The following is an 18407-nucleotide window of genomic DNA, read 5'->3' as shown; positions in this document are numbered from 1 at the left end:
GCGCTGCAAGCCGCCATCCTGGGCCCACATTGCCAGGGGCGAGGATTGACCGCGACCGACATGATACCGGTCCGGTATCATGACTGTATGGCGATGACACTCCGACTCCCCGACGACCTTGACGCGAAGCTGTCCGAGCGTGCTCGTCGGGAGGGCCGCAGCAAGCAGGAACTTGCCATCGAGGCCATCCGTGATGCCCAGGACCGGGCCGAGCTGAAGGTCGATGACGTTCTGGCCGAGCTGATGGACAGCGATGCGGAGATTCTGGACTATCTGAAGTGACGGGCGTGCGCTACCTGCAGATCGACGAGATCCTGGCCATCGCCCGCACGGTCAACGGTACCGAACACAGCGTGCGTGACATGGGCCTCCTCGTGTCGGCGATCGAGCGCCCCCGGACCAACGTGTTCGGGGCCGAGCTGTATCCCACGCTGCACGACAAGGCGGCGGCACTGCTGCACTCCGTTGCCCGCAATCACGCGCTGATCGACGGCGACAAGCGCACCGCCTGGCTCGCCATGCGTGTCTTCCTGCGGTGCAACGGCGTGAGCGCCAGCACCGTCCCGCCGCACGTCTCCTTGGCTGGCCCGTTCGTCGAGGATGTCGCGCAAGACAACATCGACGTACCGGCCATCGCCAAGCGCCTCTCGACCTGGTTCCCCGTGTCCTGATCATTCAGAGACGGGGACGGACATGGTCTGTGAGAGGACCGCCAAGGTCTGCAGCGGAGCCGCCGTCCCCGGTGCCGTAGCGGGTCGCGACGTGCAGCGTGTCCCGGCCGTGCCCGGCCACGAGTTCGATCAGTTCCCGAGAGTGCCGGCGGCGGAGGGTCGCGGCAGCGTGGACGGCCGCAGTGGACGGTTCGGCCCCGTTCGTGCAGGGGTGGGTGGTGGATGTGTCCTGCTGGTGCTCCCGCTGGGCATCAGCCAGATCCGGCTCGTGGTCCGCCACGGGCGTCGTCCTCTCGTACGGATGAAGCGAAGCTTGGAGCGAAGGCTCACCAACCATGATCCATGGTGCCCTGAATTCAGAAATCTATGTACTGTCGTGGGTGTGCTGACCGTCGCCTCCGACATCGACGTGCTGGCCCGTTTCGGCCGCGCGCCCGCCGACCCGATCCGGTGCCGGATTCTGCTCGCTCTGGGTCGGGCGCCCGCCTATCCGGCCGACCTCGCCGACGCCCTCGGTGTTTCCCGGACCCGTCTGTCCAACCATCTGGCGTGTCTGCGTGACTGCGGGCTGGTCGTCACCGTCCCGGACGGGCGCCGCACCCGCTACGAACTCGCCGACGACCGCCTCGGGCACGCCCTGGACGACCTGCGGGTCGCCGTGGTCGCGGTGGAGGCGGACAAGACGTGCCCCGACGCCGATGCGCGGGGCTGCTGCTGATGGCGTCCCTGTCCCTCGGTCCTGCCCGGCGCGCCGCGAGGTGCTCACCCGCCGGATACGGCTGCTGGCCGCCGCGACCATCACCTACAACGTCGTCGAGGCCGTCGTCGCGCTGGTCGCGGGCACCGTCGCGTCGTCGACCGCGCTGATCGGCTTCGGTCTGGACTCGGTCATCGAGGTCTCCTCCGCCGCCGCCGCGCTGTTCTGGCAGTTCTCCGCCCGCGAGCACGCCGTCCGCGAGGCGCGGGAGAAGACCACGCTGCGGATCATCGCCGTGTCGTTCTTCGTCCTCGCCGCCTACGTGAGCGTCGACGCCGCCCGCGCGCTGGCCGGCACCGGCGAGGCGGACCGCTCGTTCACCGGCATCGTGCTCGCCGCCCTCTCGCTGGCCGTGATGCCGTTCCTGTCCGCCGCCCAGCGCCGCGCGGGCCGCGAACTCGGCTCCGCCAGTGCGGTCGCGGACTCCAAGCAGACCCTGCTGTGCACCTACCTGTCCGCCGTGCTGCTGGCCGGGCTGGTCCTCAACGCCACCCTCGGCTGGTCATGGGCCGACCCGGTCGCGGCCCTCGTCATCGCCGCCGTCGCCGTCAAGGAAGGGCGTAACGCCTGGCGGGGCGAGGGCTGTTGCGCCACTCCGGCGGCCGCACCGCGTGTTGTGGCCGCGGAAGCGTGCGGTTGCCGACCGGGCTGCTCCTGCTGCGCGTGAACATCGCATGCCCACGTCGCAGTGGGTTGACGGGCGTGGCGCGAGCGCGTGGGATCGGCGCACGGGTGTTCTCGGCCGGGGCTCGGGTCTACTTCACCGGCCTGCCCCGTGCGGACAGGTGCTTCTGGAACCAGCGGTAGGAGTCCTTGGGTGTCCGCGTCTGGGTGTCGTAGTCGACATGAACGAGGCCGAACCGGGGCTCGTAGCCCAGGGCCCACTCGAAGTTGTCCAGGAGTGACCAGGCGAAGTAGCCGCGCACGTCGACGCCGTCCGCGATCGCCCGGGACACCGCGGCGAGGTGGTCGCGGTGGTAGGCGATGCGCCGTGGGTCGTGGACGGCACCGTCGGGGCCGGGCCGGTCGTGGAAGGCGCAGCCGCTCTCGGTGACGTGCAGCGGCGGCAACCGGTCGCCGTACCGCCGCGCGAACGTGGTCAGGATCTCGTGCAGCCCGTCGGGGACGACGGCCCAGCCGAGGTCGGTGGTGGGTGTGCCGGTCAGGACGCGCGGCTCGAACGGCAGCCCCTCCGGCAGGGCGGCGCCCTCCAGCGCGGGCGAGTTCGCGGACGCGGTTCCGGGCGCGCCGACGGGTACCGGCTGGTAGTAGTTCACACCGAACCAGTCCAGGGGGGTGGAGATGATCTCCAAGTCCCCGGCCAGAGTGCCGTCGGCACGGCCGGGCATCAGCGAGGCCAGCAGTTCGTCGGGGTAGCAGCCGCGCAGAACCGGGTCCGCGAAGAGCCAGTTGACCAGGGTGTCGTACGACGCGGCAGCTTCCCGGTCGGCGTCGGAGTCGGTCGCCGGCCAGGTGGGGGCGTGGTTGGAGGCGATGCCGATGTTGCCGACGCCGGCGGCGCGCAGCGCCTGTACGGACAGGCCGTGGCCCAGGAGCATGTGGTGGGCCACCGGCAGCGCGTCGAAGCCGAGAGCCAGGCCGGGGGCGTGGGTGCCGACCGCGTGCCCGAACATCGTCGCCACCACCGGTTCGTTGACCGGCATCCACATACCGACCCGGTCGCCGAGCCGCTCGGCCACCACGGTGGCGTAGTCCGCCATGCGTTGAGCCGTCTCCCGCACCTGCCAGCCGCCGCGGTCCTGGAGCGCCTGGGGAAGGTCCCAGTGGTACAGGGTCACCGCGGGAGTGATGCCGGTGGCCAGCAGGTCGTCGACGAGCCGGTCGTAGAAGTCGAGCCCGGCCGCGTTGACGTCGCCCGCCCCGGTCGGCATGACGCGCGGCCATGAGATCGAGAAGCGGTAGGCGTCCACGCCCAGTTCCCGCATCAGGGCGACGTCTTCCTTGGACCGGTGGTAGTGGTCGCAGGCGACCTCACCGGTCTCGCCGTTCCTGACCCTGCCGGGCTCGGCGCAGAACGTGTCCCAGACGGAGGGTCCCTTGCCGTCCTCGGCGGCGGCGCCCTCGATCTGGTACGACGCCGTCGAAACACCGAGGACGAAGTCCTCGGGAAGGCGGGGGAAGTCGCACATGGTCACACCTTTCGCGGCGCTGACGGTCAGGGGTCGGTCTGCGGGGAAAGGCTCTGTGGTGGCCCTGGTGGCCCTGGTGGCCCTGGTGGCCCTGGTGGCCCTGGTGGGCGGCGGCGGTGCCGACGGTTCGGCCCGGCCGCCGCGGCCTCGGTGACGAGAGCGGCGACCTCGTCGGCGGAGGCGGGAACAGTGATCCGGTCCAGTACGGCTGATTCGATGCGGACCCGGTTCTCCCGCGCGTGGTCATCGCGGCCTCCGGCGGACGAGTCGGTCGGTGGCGCGACTATCGCAGCAGCCGAAAGTCGGGTCAAGCGTCCTGGTCGATCGTCCAGGACGAGGGCGAGGACAATGGAGCCGGCGTCGGCGCTCGCGCCCCGTCACCCCCGAGAGCAAGTGAGGAGCCGAGTCATGAGCCGGATGGCGGCGAGCGAACGACGCGGGCGGCTGGTCGACGCCGCGATCGCGGTCATGGTCAGGGAAGGGGTCTCGGCCGCCACCACGCGCGCGATCACGGCCGAGGCCGACATGCCGCTGGGCTCCTTCCACTACTGCTTCCGTTCCAAGGAGGAGTTGCTGGTCGAGGTCATCGAGGTCATCACCGGCCACACCCTGGAGCGAGCGCTGTCGGAGGTGACCGGCGCCGGCGACCTGGAGGAGCGGCTGCGTCGCGGCATGCGCGCCTACTGGCAGCACGTCGTCGAGGAGCCGGACGAGCACCGCCTCACCTACGAGCTGACGCACTACGCGGCGCGGCAGCCCGGGCTGGCCGTCGTCGCGGAGCGCCAGTACCAGACCTACCTCGCGGCCAACACCCGCCTCATCGAGGCCCTCACCGACGACGAGGGCGGGCGGCTGGAGTGGGGGGCGCCGGTGCCGGTCCTGGCACGCTACGTCACGGCGGCGCTCGACGGCGTGACGCTGCTCTACCTCAACGAGGGGAACGCGACCGCGGCCGCCGAGGCCCTCGACCTCGTCGCCCGGCATGTGGCGGGGCTGGCGCACCCGGCGGCCTGACCCGGGCGCCGACGGGGCCCCGATGGCTCAACTGGACTCTTGACCGGGTCACTTGACCAACTCTAGGGTGCGCCCCACCCCATGCCTCGGGAGAGCCCATGAAGAGAGCGCGTCCGGGTGGCGCCGCCGCCCTTGCCCTGTCCCTCCTCGCCGCACTGCTCCTCTCCGGCCTGGGCGCCGGCGGGGCCGGTGCCGCCGAGCGACCCTGGTGGGAACCGGCCGACCGGCCCGCCCCCGACTCCCAGGTCAACGTGAGCGGCGAGCCGTTCACCGGCACCGACGCGAACGGCGACGTGCGCGGATTCGTCGACACCCACAACCACCTGATGACCAACGAGGCGTTCGGCGGCAAGCTGGTCTGCGGCAAACCGTTCTCCGACAAGGGTGTCGCCGACGCCCTCAAGGACTGCCCCGAGCACTACCCCGACGGAGCCGGCGCGCTGCTGGAGAACCTCACCGTCGACCCCGACGGCCACCACGACCCGGTGGGCTGGCCGACGTTCAAGGACTGGCCCAGCCACACCACGATGTCGCACCAGCAGAACTACTACGCCTGGCTGGAGCGCGCCTGGCGGGCCGGGCAGCGCGTGCTGGTCACCGACCTGACGTCCAACGGTGTCATCTGCTCCATCTACGTCCGCGACCGCGGCTGCGACGAGATGGACTCGGTGCGGCTGCAGGCACAGAAGACCTACGACATGCAGGACTACGTCGACCAGATGTACGGCGGCGCCGGCAAGGGCTGGTTCCGGATCGTGACGTCCCCCGCGCAGGCCCGCCAGGTGATCGAGGCGGGCAAACTCGCCGTCGTCCTGGGCGTGGAGACCTCCGAGCCCTTCGGCTGCAAGCAGGTGCTCGACGTCGCCCAGTGCTCCAGGGCCGACATCGACGCCGGCCTCGACGAACTCCGGGCGCTCGGCGTGAGCAGCATGTTCCTGTGCCACAAGTTCGACAACGCGCTGTGCGGCGTGCGCTTCGACCAGGGCACGCAGGGCACCGTCATCAACGTCGGGCAGTTCCTCTCCACCGGCACCTTCTGGAAGACCGAGAAGTGCATCGGCCCCCAGCACGACAACCCGATCGGCGCGGCCAAGGTCCCCGAGATAGAGGCCAAGCTGCCGCGCGGGACCAGCGTGCCGTCGTACGACGAGAACGCGCAGTGCAACACCCGCGGCCTCACCCGGCTCGGGGAGTACGCCCTCAACGCCATGATGGACCGCGGGATGATGGTCGAGGTCGACCACATGAGCGTCAAGGCCGCAGGCCGGGCGATGGACATCATGGAATCGGTGCGGTACCCCGGCGTGATCTCCAGCCACAGCTGGATGGACCGCAACTGGACCGAGCGGCTCTACCGGATGGGCGGCTTCGTCGGCTCCTACGACATGGACTCGAAGAGCTTCGTCCAGGACACCGCAGCCACCGCCGACCTGCGTGAGAAGTACGACGTCGGGCTCGGCTACGGCACCGACTTCAACGGGCTGGGCAGCCACCCCGCACCCCGCGGGGCCGACGCGCCCGACAAGGTCACCTACCCGTTCCGGTCCTACCCCGACGGTCCGCTCGTGGAGCGCCAGCACACCGGCGAGCGGGTGTGGGACGTCAACACCGACGGCGGCGCCCACGTCGGACTGATCCCGGACTGGATCGAGGACGTACGCCACCTCGGAGGAGACACGGTCGTCGACGAACTCCTGCACGGCGCGCAGTCCTACCTGGACACGTGGAACGCCACCCGTACCTGGGACCGACCGGCCAACCTGGCCCGGAGCGGCGCCGCGTCGGCCAGCAGCAGTGAGTTCTCGGTCGTCACCAGCTACCGGCCCGACCGTGCCGTCGACGGGAACTCCGGCACCCGGTGGGCCAGTGACTGGAGCGACGACCAGTGGTGGTCCGTCGACCTGCGCAGCCCCCAGCGCGTCGGCCGCGTGGTCCTGGACTGGGAGAAGGCCCACGCCGCCGCCTACCGCATCGAGGCGTCCGACGACAACCGGACCTGGCGCACGGTGTGGCAGACCGCGCAGGGGCGCGGAGGGCTCGAGACCGCCGAATTCACCCCGACGACCGCCCGCTACCTGAGGGTGCACGGCACCGACCGGGCCACCAGGTACGGCTACTCGCTGTGGGAGGTGGCCGTCCACGCACGGTGAGTGCCGCCGCCTACGGTGCGTCCGGGGCCGGGAGGTCCCAGACGCACCGGAAGCCGGCGTTGGCGGCCGACGCGTTCTCTTCGTTGGCCGAGCGCGCGGCCACCCGGTAGCGGTTGCACCAGGAGTCGTGGCACAGGAACGAACCGCCCTTGATCACCCGGCCGCCGCGCCACGGGTCGGCGCACCACTCCCACACGTTGCCGACGGTCTGGAAGAGACCGAAGCCGTTGGGAGGGTACGTCGTGACCGGAGCGGTGCCGGCCCAGCCGTCGGCCCTGCCGGCACCGTGGGGGAAGTCGTCCTGCCAGATGTTGCACCGGTGTTCCCCATGGGGGCGCAGTTCGTCGCCCCACGGGTAGCGCGCGCCCTCGAGCCCGCCGCGGGCGGCGTACTCCCACTCCGCGTTCGCCGTGGCGCCCCGGTGAGCAGCAGGGGCCGCTCACAGTTCGGCCAGTTCGTCGGCGATCCGGTGCAGTGTGGCGGTGGGGATGAGTCCGACGGCCACGTCGGCGACGTCCAGCAGCCCCAGCTCGAGCACTTCGTCGGGCAGCGGGCCGTCGACGAGGTCGCCCAAGTGGGCCCGGAGCGGCGAGACCGCGGCGGGGTCGGCCAGCAGCGTCGCGATCGGTGTGGTCACGCCGATCCTGGAGCCGGGGAAGTCCGCGGCCCGCAGCGGTCGTCGGCGGCTCGTCTCCACCTGGGCGGCCTGCTCTCGGCACAGCAGGTGCCCGGAGGTCAGCGGCCCGGTCGCCGGCAGTCCCATGCGCGCGAACTGCTCGGCCGGCGCCTCGCTCGCGACCATCAGGTCGCGCATCAGGGTGGCCATCCGCAGTTCCTGCTCGTCGTCGACGACCGGGTGCCGCTGCCCCGGGTCGGCGTCGAGGTCGAAGAGCATCGAACCGAAGGCGTAGGGGTCGGTGTAGGCGGTGCCCGGCACCCGCAGCGGCGACACGCCCTTGGTGAACCCGAAGGGAGCGGCGAGAGCGGCCTCGCGCAGCACCTCGACCGGCATCCGGCCGCGCATGAGTGTGGGCATCAGCGTGTATTCCGCGAGCGGCGGGTTGCCGGGGCGCGCCGGGGCACGCAGATAGACCCAGCGGCCGTCGGTGACGTTGACGTGTCCCCCGAAGATGCCGAACAGACCCGCTTCGCGGACGGGTTCGTCCTCCGCGACGGTGTGTGCGAGGGACACCCCTTGGGCGTCGGGGGGCGCGGGCTGTCCGAAGAAGTCGAGCAGGGTCGGAGCGAGGTCGATGGTCTGCACCAGCGAGGTGCGTCGCTCACCGCGGCGGCGCGAGCGCGGGTCCCACACGAACAGCGGCAGGTGGATGGTCTCCTGGAAGTACGGCGGGGTGTTCCTGCCCCACCAGTCGTGCTCGCCGAGCAGGAAACCGTGGTCGGTGCCCACGATCAGCATCGTGTCGTCCCACATGTCGTGCTCGTCCATGGCGGCCAGCACCCGGCCCAGACTGTGGTCGCACATGGTGAGCAGCGCCGAGTAGAGCGAGCGGGTGTGGTCGACGGTCTCCTGCGGCTCCGAGACCCGCACGTAGTCGGGCCAGTCCGGTTCGGGGCCGTCGTAGGCCGTGCCGGAGAGCTTCCGGTAGTCGTCGTAGGTGAAGAAGGGCTCGTGCGGGTCGAAGGTCTCGATCTGGAGGAACCAGTCGTCCTCGTAGGCGTTGGTGCGGAGAAGTGCAGCCCTGCGTCGAAGGTACGCGTCTGCGGGTGCTCCGCCTCGCTGGCCATGTACAGCCGGTTGACCCGGTCCTGGCGGCGCAGTTCCCCGTTCGTCACGGTCGGCGCCTGGTTGTCGGGCACGGGCGGGTCGGCGACGTGCCCCTTCCACTCGTCGCCCTCCTGGCCCCGGAAGAACTCGAAGGTCCGGAACCGCGGGTGGTAGGTCGCCCCGCCGTCGGCCCAGTAGTGCTGGTGGTCGGTCACCAGGGGCGTGTAGACGCCGGCGCGGGTGAGCAGTTCGGGCATCGAGTCGTCGAACGGCTCCAGCGGGCCCCACCACATGCCGGCTCGGCGCGAACTGCACACCGGCCGGCACAACTTCCTGCACCCGGGGTTGAGCGTGTCGAAGAGGACGAAGATGGCGCGCATGTCAGGACACCGACCCTATCCGCGTCACCGACCAGGCGCCGAGCAGCATGATCAGTGCGCTGACGGCGTAGAGGGCGCGGTAGTTCTCGTGGGTGAGGGTGAGGGTGAGGACCGTGAAGCCGACCACGGGCGCGATCGGCAGGTTCTGTGCGGCGTTGACCAGGCCCAGATCGCGGGCCCGGGTGCGCTCGTCGGGCAGGACGTCGGTGGTGAGCGCCTGGTCGACGGAGAGGAAGGTGCCGTATCCGACGCCCAGGAGGGCCGCGGCCAGCAACGCCGCCTGCCACGTCGGCGAGAGAGCCAGGCTCAGCGCCGCCGCGGTCTGCAGCACGGCGCCGACGAGCACCAGCGGCTTGCGGCGCAGTGTGCGGTCGGCGACCAGTCCGGCGGCGTACGTCGCGACCACACAGAACGCCAGGTAGACGAGGGTGAGCGTGAGCGCCGCGGTCTCCGGGTCGGGACGGTGCAGCGCGTCCTCGACGTAGTAGAGCAGGTACGCCGTGCCGACCAGGTTGCCGGCGTTGATCAGCACCCGTGTGGACATGGCCCAGTAGTAGTCCGGTGCCCGGCGCGGACGGGGCGGCGTCAGGTTGTGCAGCAGACTCCCGGTCGGTGCGGCCCGCGGGAGCGGTGCCGGTTCGCCGACGCCGAGCAGGAAGGGCAGACCGCAGACCACGGCGAGCAGGGCGATCACCCACCACGCGGTGGGCACGTCGTCGATGACCTCGGTGACCAGTGCCATGCCGCCCGCCAGCGCGATCACCTGCGGCACGCCGAAGGCCGCCGACGCCCGGCCGCGCTGGTTCACGGGTACCCGGTCGGCGATCATCGCGCTCAGGGCCACCAGAACGCACGCCTGCCCGATCGCGACGAGCACGAGCAGCGTGCACACCACCGGCACCGAGTCGACCTGCCCGACAAGAGCGAAGGCCAGTGCGGCGAGGGCGAACCCGGCCAGCGCCCACACGCGTCGGCGGCCCCAGACCAGGCGGGTGCGGTCGCAGAGGAAGCCCATCAGGGGGACGGCCACCACGATGGTGACCAGCAGGACACCCTGGAAAACGCTGGCCAGGCGGACCTTCCGGCCGGGGTCGACGTCGCGGGCCAACTGGGCGAGCATGACCTGGCTGGGCAGCATCACCAGGAGCCAGAACCCGAGCCACGCGAGCGCGAACAGCCACAGCCACGTCAGGGTGACGGCGGTGCCGGGTACCGAGGAATCCTCCGCCGGGCGGGTCGGTTCCAGGGGGCCGGGCCGGCCTTCGGGCGGTGCGGTCACCGGCGCCTCCTGGTCCGGACGGGTGCCGGGAGTCTAGGTTGCGCGCTTCGGGTGGTCAATCGTCCTGGACGGATGACCAATTGCGCCGCTCGGCACCGGTCACGGGTCCAGGGGCTGCTTGAGCGACGGCCTGTGATCCGGCCGCGTTCGGCGAGGTCACCTCGGAAGCGGTCGTCTGCTGCCGGGGCCGTCCGTGACGGGAGCGTCCGCACGTGTGGGACGGTCGCGGTGACCGATACGGCGAGTGCGGTGGACGGCGACGGCGAGGAGCTCGGCGGCGGGCCCGGCGAGATGACGTCCGGCCGGCCACACCGCGCGCAGCGAGCGGCGCAGGTCGACGCCGTCCACCTCGACCGGGACCAGACGCCCCTCGGCCAGATCGCCTCCCACCGCGAGCTCACTGAGGACGGCGGGGCCGGCCCCCGCGACGACCGAGCCTCGCACGGCCGCTGCCGAGCCCAGTTCCAGCAGCGGACGGGCCTCCTCGGCGCCCGCCCGGCGAAGGGCGTGGTCGAGGGTCTCCCGGGTGCCCGAGCCGCGCTCCCGGACGACGATGGGGGTGGCCGCGAGTTCCCGGATGTGGAGAGGCTTCCGGCGGCGGGCCCAGGGGTGGTCCGGGACGACGACGATGATCAGCCGGTCGCGGGCGACGACCCGCTGGGACAGACCCACGGGTGCCCGGGGCGACTCGACAAAGCCCATCTCCACCGCGCCGTCGTGCAGGAGTTCCCGTACGTGCTCGCTGTTGGTGACCTGAAGCCCGACGTAGAGGTCGGGACGCGTCTGGCGGAGCTCGCCGATCCAGGTCGGCATCAGGTACTCGGCGACCGTCATGCTGGCCGCCACCCGCAGCTCGGCGTCGCGCTTGCTGCGCAGCGCCTCGGCGCCGGTCATCAGCGCGCCGACGTCGTCCAGGACGAGCTGCGCCCACCCCGAGACCATGTGGCCGGCGGACGTCAGCCGCGATCCGCGCCGGGTGCGGTCCACGAGCACCAGGCCCAGGCGCCTCTCCAGCGTGGACAGACGCTTGCTGGCCGAGGGCTGGGCGATGCCGAGGCGGGTGGCCGCGCCACCGAGACTGCCCAGCTCGCCGACGAGCACCAGCAGCCGCAAGGACTCCAGGTCCGGCACCTTACTCATTGCTTCAGGGTATGAGCGGGTGCGTCCCGCCCGGTCTCGGCCTGTCATGGCGTTTGGCTATGACCTCCTCACGATCGGCGGGCTAGCGACCTGGTCAGCGGCGTACGACAGTCGCAAACATGAGTCAGCAGGAAGAACCGACGGCCCCCCGCGGTCGGCTCTCGCCGCCCCTGCCACCGGACGGGCGCCGGAACGGCGGGCGGACAGCCGTGTCGCGCGCTCCCGGCGCGGCGCTGAGGGCCCGGTTGCCCGGCCTCGCGCTGGCCGTGGCGATCGCCGCCGTGGCCACGGCCGTGGGCAGCCAATTCCCCGTCGTCGGTGGTCCGGTCACCGGCATCGTCCTGGGTGTGGTGCTCGCTGCGATGCTCCGGCCCGGCCGGCGGCTGAAGCCGGGGATCGCGTTCGCGGGCCGGTCCGTGCTGCAGGTCTCGGTCGTGATCCTCGGCTGTCAGCTCTCTCTCGCCCAGGTCGCGCGGGTGGGTGGCGGGTCTCTGCCGGTCATGCTTGGCTCTCTGACCGCATGCCTGGTCGCCGCGTACTTCGTGGGCAGACTGCTCGGCATCGGAGGCGACCTGCGCACTCTCATCGGGGCGGGCACCGGGATCTGCGGGGCCTCCGCCATCGCGGCGGTCACCCCGGTGATCGGGGCGGCGAGCGCGGAGGTCGCCTACGCCGTGTCGACCATCTTCGTCTTCAACATCGCCGCCGTGGTGACCTTCCCCTTCCTGGGACACCTGATGGGCATGGGACAGCACGCCTTCGGGCTCTTCGCGGGAACCGCGGTCAATGACATGTCGTCGGTGGTGGCCGCCGCCACCACGTACGGGGACGAGGCGGGACAGTACGCGGTCGTCGTCAAGCTCACCCGCACTCTCCTGATCATCCCGATCTGCCTCGGGCTGGCCGCACTCGCCGCCCGTAAGGCCGCCAGGCGGGCCGATGCGCCGGACGGTCCCGCGGCCGTACCCCTGTCGCAGGGAGGCCCGTCGGCTCGCGTCCGGTCCCGCATCGGTGTCCTCGGACTGGTGCCGTGGTTTCTCGTCGGCTTTCTTCTCACCGCGACGGCCAACACGATCGGGCTCGTACCGGACGGCTGGCACGACGGACTGGACTCCCTGGCCGTCTTCCTGATCACGGTGGCGCTCTCCGCGATCGGGCTCTCCACCGACCTCGCCGGTCTGCGCCGGGCCGGATTCCGCCCACTGCTCCTCGGCGCCTGCCTGTGGGTGGTCGTGTCCGGGACGAGCCTCGGACTGCAGTTCCTGACGGGAACCGTATGAGGCGGAGGCCGTCGCCGCGCCGCCGCCCGTGCGGGCCTCAGCGACCATCGGCGGGCGGCTCGTAGACCCGGCGGATGCTGGTGCCCAGCCGAGTGATGTCGGCTCCGTACACGTGCAGGGATATCGCCTTGCCCGAGCCCGCGTTGCGGACGCGGTGGATGTCGCCGGGGGGCGCGAAGCCGCACACGTCTCCCTGTGCGTTGACCACGTCCCGGGTGAAGACGAGACGTCCGGTGCCCTCCCCGGGGCGCATCTCGTACCGGCGTTCGTCCTCGCGGCCGATGTGGACACCGGTGACGCACCAGGATACGTGGTCGTGGACTGCGGTGCGCTGGCCGGGGAGCCAGACCAGGGAGACGATCGAGAAACTGCCGTCACCTTCGGCATGCAGCACGTGCTGACGGTAGTGGTCCGGGTCGCCCTCGCTCTGTCGCCCGGTCAGCAGGTCGGCGGCCCCCAGGTGGGGTCCGAGGCACTCACCGACCAGACGGGCCGTGCGGTCGTGCGGAAGGCCGCGCCGGACGATCTTCCTCACCTCGTCGACGAGGCGGTCGAGGCGGGCGGTGGTCTCCGGACGTGGTGTGGTGGTGTCGGCGGTCATGGCCGCAGCCTGCGAGCCGAACGCGCCCGCGTCCAACGACGATTGCTTGGGTTCACAGCAACGGGGGCTTATAGGTCGAGGCACGCGGGCATGCGGGATCGTGTCCGGCGACGGGTCAGCAGCCGATGCGCCTCTCGGCGACCGTTCTGAGCGCTTCGACGACTCGGACGGTCGCGGGGACCCGCAGATGCCCGCGCAGCACGTAGGCGGAGATCCGTCGGTGCACGGCCGGCCTCAGGGTGCGCCCCGCCACCCGGTCGAGCCGGAGGAAGGGCAGCACCAGACTCGGCACCAGCGCGAGGCCCAGGCCCTGGCCCACCAGCGACTGCACGACCAGGCCGTCGTCCGTGGTGTAGGCGATGTCGGGGGCGAAGCCCAGTTCCGCGCACGCGTGGAGGAAGTGAGTGCGGCAGCGGGCGCAACCGGCGATCCACCGCTCCCCGGAGAAGTCCGCGAGACGTACGGAACGACGCCGCGCCTGAGGGTGCGTGACCGGCATGAGCACCGTGAGCTGATCCCCCATCAGCGGGACGGCGACCACGTCCTCGGGGAGCTCGTCGGACGCTCCGGGATACGCGAAGGCGAGCGTCACGTCGCACTCGCCGCGCCCGAGACGCCCGAGCGAGTCGGGCGGTTCGTCGTCGAGCAGACTCACCCGGATCCCGGGGTGTTCCGCCGAGAGAAGTGCCAGTGCCTCCGGGACGAGCGTTGCGTTGGCACTGGGGAAGCCGCAGACCCTGACCGTTCCGCTGCGCAGCCGGGTGATCGCCGTCACCCGCTCCTCTGCGAGGTCCAGGCTCTCCAGGATCGCCTCGGCGTGCCGGGCCAGGGTCTCGCCGGCCTCCGTCAGCCGCATGCGCCGGCCCACCCGGACGAACAGCGGACTGCCGACGGACCGTTCCAGCGCCTTCATCTGCTGGGTCACAGCCGGCTGCGTGTAGCCCAGGAGGGAGGCCGCCTTCGAGTACGTGCCGGCGTTGACGACGACGTGGAAGGTCCTGATGTGCCGTGAATCGAACACGCGTCGAATGATAAGCGGAAGTTGGGGTCCCCAACGCGCCGCCCGCCGGTCCGGGAGCAGCGCCCCGTACGGTCCGGCGCGCGGACCCTCTGCCCGGTGGAGGTGCCCGCCCGCGGTTCGCTTCGCGATACGGAGCCGGGGCCACCTCGTCGACCTGGACGTTGGCACCCGCCCGAAGGGTGCGGCGCACTGCTCGGTCGGGCGGCGGCGGGGGCCGGTGGAGGGTCCCGCGGGCGGCTTTGCCACTTGTGACAGCGTGACCCCGCCTTATCGCTCCCACCGACCGACGTCTCATGCCCCCGGCGGGGTCCGCGCACCCGGTGCGCGGCCGGTCCTGCCCACTCTGCCTGGTGAGCGCCCGGTGCCCCGGGTGAAGGGAGGGCCGGTGCGGGGGTGGCACGGGTTTGCCTGTGTGTGCCGGTCAGCCGTGTGCGGCGCCTTCTTCGTTGACCCGGGTCCGAGTTGATGCGAGCTTGCCGCCTTGTCGGTCGTGGACATGGCAAGAGGCTGTCGTCGGCTCCCCGTGGACGTCAGGCCGTCATGCCCCGCCGAGTGTTCGCCCGTCCCGCGTACGACACACGATGTCAAGGAGCACTGGTGAAACGAAGACTCGCCACGGCCGGCCTGTCCATGGTCGTAACCATCGGCACGGTGGCACTTCCCGCCGTGTCCGCCGCCCGCGCCGCACCGACCGACTCCGTCCGCGCCGAAGCCGCCGCCGAACCGAAACCCGTGGACCGGGCCGTCGCCGCCGCCGACAAGGTCACCGCGAGCGGCTTCGACGCGCTCGCCAAGGGGCCGGAAGAGCGCTACGACCGGCGCATGGTCACGCCCTGGCTCAAGGGGCTCTACTCCGTGGCGTACGAGCGGACCTACCGCGGTCTGCCCGTGGTCGGCGGCGACGCCGTGGTCCTGGCCGACGGCGAGGGCGACGTCCGGGCCGTGCGCGCCGCGAGCGACGTCCGGATATCCGTCGGCACCGAGGCCAGGGTCAAGGCAGCCTCGGCGGCACGCACCAGCCGCGCGAAGCTGAAGGAGGCCGACAAGACCGAGTCCCAGCGGCTGGTGGTGAAGATCCAGGGCGACACCGCGCGGCTCGCCTGGGAGACCGTCGTCACGGGCACCACGAAGGACGAGCGCCCCAGCCGCCTGCACGTCTTTGTCGACGCCCGCAGCGGAAAGGTCGTCGACAGCTACGACGACGTACGCGCGGGCAGCGGCCACAGCGAGTGGAACGGCCCGAACCCGCTCTCCATAGACACCAGCCAGTCCGGTGGCCAGTACCGGCTGAGCGACCCGACGCGTCCCGGACTGAGCTGCGCCAACTACAGCGGCGGTGGCGTGTTCACCGGTCCGGACGACGACTGGGGCAACGGCGACGCGAGCAGCAGGGAGACCGGCTGCGTCGACGTAATGTACGCCGCCCAGAAGCAATGGGGCATGCTCTCCGCCTGGCTGGGCCGCGACGGCCACAACGGCAACGGCGGCAGCTGGCCCACCAGGGTCGGCCTCAACGACGTCAACGCCTACTGGAACGGCTCCAGCGTCTCCATCGGCCACAACCGTGCGAACGAGTGGATCGGCTCGATGGACGTCGTCGCCCACGAGTACGGGCACGGCATCGACCAGTTCACCCCGGGCGGGGCGAACAACGAGAACGGCCTCGGCGAGGCCACCGGCGACATCTTCGGCGCCCTGACCGAGGCGTACGCCAACCAGCCCGAGCCGTACGACACCCCGGGCGACTACGAGGTCGGCGAGACGATCAACCTGACCGGCAGCGGACCGATCCGCTACATGTACGACCCGTCCAAGCTGCGGGATCCCAACTGCTACTCCTCCTCGATCCCCAACATGGAGGTGCACGCGGCCGCCGGCCCGCTCAACCACTGGTTCTACCTGCTCGCCGAGGGCACCAACCCCGGCGACGGCAAACCGAACAGCCCGACCTGCAACAACACCACCCTCACCGGGGTCGGCATCCAGAACGCGGGCAAGATCTTCTACGGCGGCATGCTGCTCAAGACCAGCAGGATGACGCACAAGCGCTACCGCACCGCGACGCTCACCGCCGCCAAGAACCTCGACCCCACCTGCACCCTCTTCAACAGGACGAAGGCGGCCTGGGATGCGATCAGCATTCCCGCCCAGTCCGCGGACCCGACGTGCACCGTCACCCCGGCCTCCGACTTCTCCATGGCGCTCACCCCGTCAGCGGGCAGCGTGGAGCCGGGCCAGTCGGTCACCTCGACCGTCTCCACCGCCGTCACCGGCGGCAGCTCCCAGACCGTCGCGCTGACGGCGAGCGGGGCGCCGGCCGGGGTGTCGGTCTCCTTCGACCCGTCGTCGGTCACGGCGGGTGACAGCGCGACCATGAAGGTGACCGTCGCGGACTCCGCGGCCCAGGGCACCTACACCCTCACCGTCAAGGGCGACGGCAGCGAGGCGGACCACACCGCGCAGTACACGCTGACCATCGGCGGCGGGGGCAACCCCGGCGGCGAGGCCCCCGACATCGACGTGGACAAGGTGAGGACCCACCTGTCCGAGTTCCAGGCCATCGCCGGACGCAATGGCGGCAACCGCCACGCGGCCCGCTCGGGTTACGACGAGTCGGTCGCCTACGTCAAGGGCAAGCTCCAGGCCGCCGGCTACACGGTCACCGAGCAGCCTTGCACCTCCGGCTGCACCAGCGGGGCCGGCCCCAACCTGATCGCGGAGTGGCCGAAGGGCGACGCGGACAAGGTCTACATGTTCGGCGCCCACCTCGACGGCGTCTCCGCCGGGCCCGGCATGAACGACAACGGCTCCGGATCGGCGGCACTCCTGGAGAACGCCCTCGAACTGGCCCGGCAGAACCCGACCATGCTCAACCGCGTGCGCTTCGCCTGGTGGACCGACGAGGAACAGGGCCTCAACGGCTCCGACTTCTACGTCCGCTCGCTGTCGTCCGGCGAACGCGCGAAGATCAAGGCGTACTACAACTTCGACATGGTCGCCTCCACCAACGGCGGCTACTTCATCAACCACATCAACTCGGCCGCCGCCGCGCCCATGAAGGAGTACTGGGACTCCCTGGGCCTGGCACCCGAGGAGAACACCGAGGGAGCCGGCCGCAGCGACGACTACTCCTTCCAGCGCTACTCCATCGCCACCTCCGGCTACGCGATGGGCGCCGGCGCCCGCAAGACCTCGGCGCAGGCCGCCAAGTGGGGCGGCACGGCGAACCGGGCGTACGACCCGTGCTACCACTCCGCCTGCGACACCATCGACAACATCAACGTGACCGGCCTCAACCGGGGGTCCGACGGCGTCGCCTACACCCTGTGGGAGCAGGCGGTCGGCGGAGAGGCCCCGGCGAACGACTTCTCCGTCGCGGTCTCACCCGTCTCGGGCAGTGTCAAGGCCGGCGAGTCGGCCACCGCGCAGGTGACCACCGCCACCACCAACGGCGAGGCCCAGACCGTGCGTCTGACGGTCCCGAACGCCCCCGCCGGAGTGACGGTCGCCTTCGACCCGCAGTCCGTCGAGGCCGGCCAGAAGGCCGCCATGAAGGTCGACACCGCGGCCTCGACGGCGCCGGGCACGTACACCCTCACCGTCACGGCCACCGGTACGTCGGCCACCCACACCACGACGTACACCCTGACCGTCACCGGTGACGGCGGCGACTGCGACACCGGGCAGAAGATCGTCAACGGCGGCTTCGAGAACGGCACCTCCCCGTGGACCGGCAACACCGGCACCATCGGCGCCCACAACGGTCAGTCCGCCCACACCGGCACCCGCTTCTCCTGGCTGGCCGGGTACGGGAGCAGCCACACCGAGACCATCAACCAGACGGTGACCGTCCCGAAGGGCTGTGCCAAGGTCACGCTCGGCTACTTCCTGCACGTCGACACGGCGGAACGCACCAGTACCCCGTACGACTTCCTCCGGGTCAAGGTGGACGGCACCACCATCAGCACCAAGTCCAACGCCGACGCGCGGCAGGGCTACGTCGAGCAGTCGCTCGACCTGAGCTCCTACGCCGGCAAGCAGGTCACGGTGACCTTCACGGCCACCGAGGACGCCTACCTGCAGACCAGCTTCGTCATCGACGACGTGACGCTGCAGGGCAGCTGACGCCCTGACGTCGGGGCCCGGACCGCCTGCTGGCGGTCCGGGCCCCTTCGCGTGGTGCGGCCCGGCGCCGACGCCGACCCGGGGGTGGCTGTCACCGGGGCCCTCGCCGACCG

General features: G+C 71.1%; 13 protein-coding genes and 2 pseudogenes. 8 read left to right on the top strand and 7 right to left on the bottom strand.

Going from position 1 to position 18407, the window contains the following annotated elements:
- The first annotated feature begins 87 nt into the window (after nucleotides 1–87).
- The 4 genes and pseudogenes from OHA99_RS08425 (at nucleotide 88) to OHA99_RS08410 (ending at nucleotide 2095) form a co-directional block, all read left to right on the top strand.
- Nucleotides 88–282 carry a ribbon-helix-helix protein, CopG family gene (locus tag OHA99_RS08425; protein WP_125490113.1) on the top strand — a complete coding sequence of 65 codons (195 nt, stop codon included), beginning with the start codon at nucleotides 88–90 and terminating at the stop codon, nucleotides 280–282.
- Nucleotides 279–671, top strand: a complete 393-nt coding sequence (locus OHA99_RS08420) for a type II toxin-antitoxin system death-on-curing family toxin (RefSeq protein WP_405695065.1) — start codon at nucleotides 279–281, stop codon at nucleotides 669–671. The genes OHA99_RS08425 and OHA99_RS08420 overlap by 4 nt, the downstream gene beginning before the upstream one ends.
- 382 nt (nucleotides 672–1053) lie before the next feature.
- Nucleotides 1054–1389 (top strand): ArsR/SmtB family transcription factor, encoded by a 336-nt coding sequence (locus tag OHA99_RS08415; RefSeq protein ID WP_405695063.1) that lies wholly within the window; start codon nucleotides 1054–1056, stop codon nucleotides 1387–1389.
- Nucleotides 1389–2095, top strand: a pseudogene (locus OHA99_RS08410) (cation transporter). The gene OHA99_RS08415 and the pseudogene OHA99_RS08410 overlap by 1 nt, the downstream one beginning before the upstream one ends.
- Before the next feature lie 88 nt (nucleotides 2096–2183).
- On the opposite strand, the gene OHA99_RS08405 reads toward OHA99_RS08410, so the two are convergent.
- Nucleotides 2184–3578: a GH1 family beta-glucosidase gene (locus tag OHA99_RS08405; RefSeq protein ID WP_405695062.1), complete on the bottom strand. Its 1395-nt coding sequence runs from the start codon at nucleotides 3576–3578 to the stop codon at nucleotides 2184–2186.
- A gap of 408 nt (nucleotides 3579–3986) precedes the next feature.
- Here OHA99_RS08405 and OHA99_RS08400 point away from each other — a divergent pair, with 408 nt between their 5' ends.
- Nucleotides 3987–4592: a TetR/AcrR family transcriptional regulator gene (locus OHA99_RS08400; protein WP_405695060.1), complete on the top strand. Its 606-nt coding sequence runs from the start codon at nucleotides 3987–3989 to the stop codon at nucleotides 4590–4592.
- 98 nt (nucleotides 4593–4690) lie between these two features.
- Nucleotides 4691–6742, top strand: a complete 2052-nt coding sequence (locus OHA99_RS08395) for a discoidin domain-containing protein (protein WP_405695058.1) — start codon at nucleotides 4691–4693, stop codon at nucleotides 6740–6742.
- A gap of 10 nt (nucleotides 6743–6752) precedes the next feature.
- Here OHA99_RS08395 and OHA99_RS08390 read toward each other — a convergent pair.
- From OHA99_RS08390 to OHA99_RS08375, 4 genes and pseudogenes are all read right to left on the bottom strand, one after another.
- A pseudogene (locus OHA99_RS08390) lies at nucleotides 6753–7145 on the bottom strand (formylglycine-generating enzyme family protein); the annotation flags it as partial.
- A 36-nt stretch (nucleotides 7146–7181) separates the two neighbouring features.
- The gene (locus tag OHA99_RS08385) at nucleotides 7182–8588 is read right to left on the bottom strand and encodes a sulfatase-like hydrolase/transferase (protein ID WP_405695056.1); all 1407 of its coding nucleotides are present in this window, start codon (nucleotides 8586–8588) and stop codon (nucleotides 7182–7184) included.
- Between the two features lie 261 nt (nucleotides 8589–8849).
- A complete protein-coding gene (locus OHA99_RS08380; protein WP_405695054.1) occupies nucleotides 8850–10127 on the bottom strand; it encodes an MFS transporter in 1278 nt (425 codons plus the stop codon).
- A 156-nt stretch (nucleotides 10128–10283) separates the two neighbouring features.
- On the bottom strand, nucleotides 10284–11267 hold the full coding sequence (locus tag OHA99_RS08375; protein WP_405695052.1) for a LysR family transcriptional regulator: 984 nt from the start codon (nucleotides 11265–11267) through the stop codon (nucleotides 10284–10286).
- 119 nt (nucleotides 11268–11386) lie between these two features.
- Here OHA99_RS08375 and OHA99_RS08370 point away from each other — a divergent pair, with 119 nt between their 5' ends.
- A complete protein-coding gene (locus tag OHA99_RS08370) occupies nucleotides 11387–12547 on the top strand; it encodes a YeiH family protein (protein ID WP_405695050.1) in 1161 nt (386 codons plus the stop codon).
- Nucleotides 12548–12584: 37 nt separating this feature from the next.
- Here the strand turns inward: OHA99_RS08370 and OHA99_RS08365 are convergent, their stop codons facing one another.
- Together OHA99_RS08365 and OHA99_RS08360 are read right to left on the bottom strand one after the other, a co-directional pair.
- Complete coding sequence (locus tag OHA99_RS08365; protein ID WP_405695048.1) at nucleotides 12585–13148, bottom strand: cysteine dioxygenase; 564 nt, start codon at nucleotides 13146–13148, stop codon at nucleotides 12585–12587.
- 115 nt (nucleotides 13149–13263) lie between these two features.
- Entirely contained in the window at nucleotides 13264–14169 is a 906-nt protein-coding gene (locus OHA99_RS08360; RefSeq protein ID WP_405695046.1) for a LysR substrate-binding domain-containing protein, read from the bottom strand.
- 630 nt (nucleotides 14170–14799) lie between these two features.
- Here OHA99_RS08360 and OHA99_RS08355 point away from each other — a divergent pair.
- Entirely contained in the window at nucleotides 14800–18294 is a 3495-nt protein-coding gene (locus tag OHA99_RS08355; protein WP_405698924.1) for a M28 family peptidase, read from the top strand.
- The last annotated feature ends 113 nt before the right edge of the window (nucleotides 18295–18407 follow it).

The organism is Streptomyces coelicoflavus, assembly GCF_045041415.1.
Classification (GTDB): Bacteria; Actinomycetota; Actinomycetes; order Streptomycetales; family Streptomycetaceae; genus Streptomyces; species Streptomyces coelicoflavus.
The sequence above is the reverse complement of the archived record's forward strand: the minus strand, read 5'-3'. Positions and strand labels throughout refer to the sequence as shown.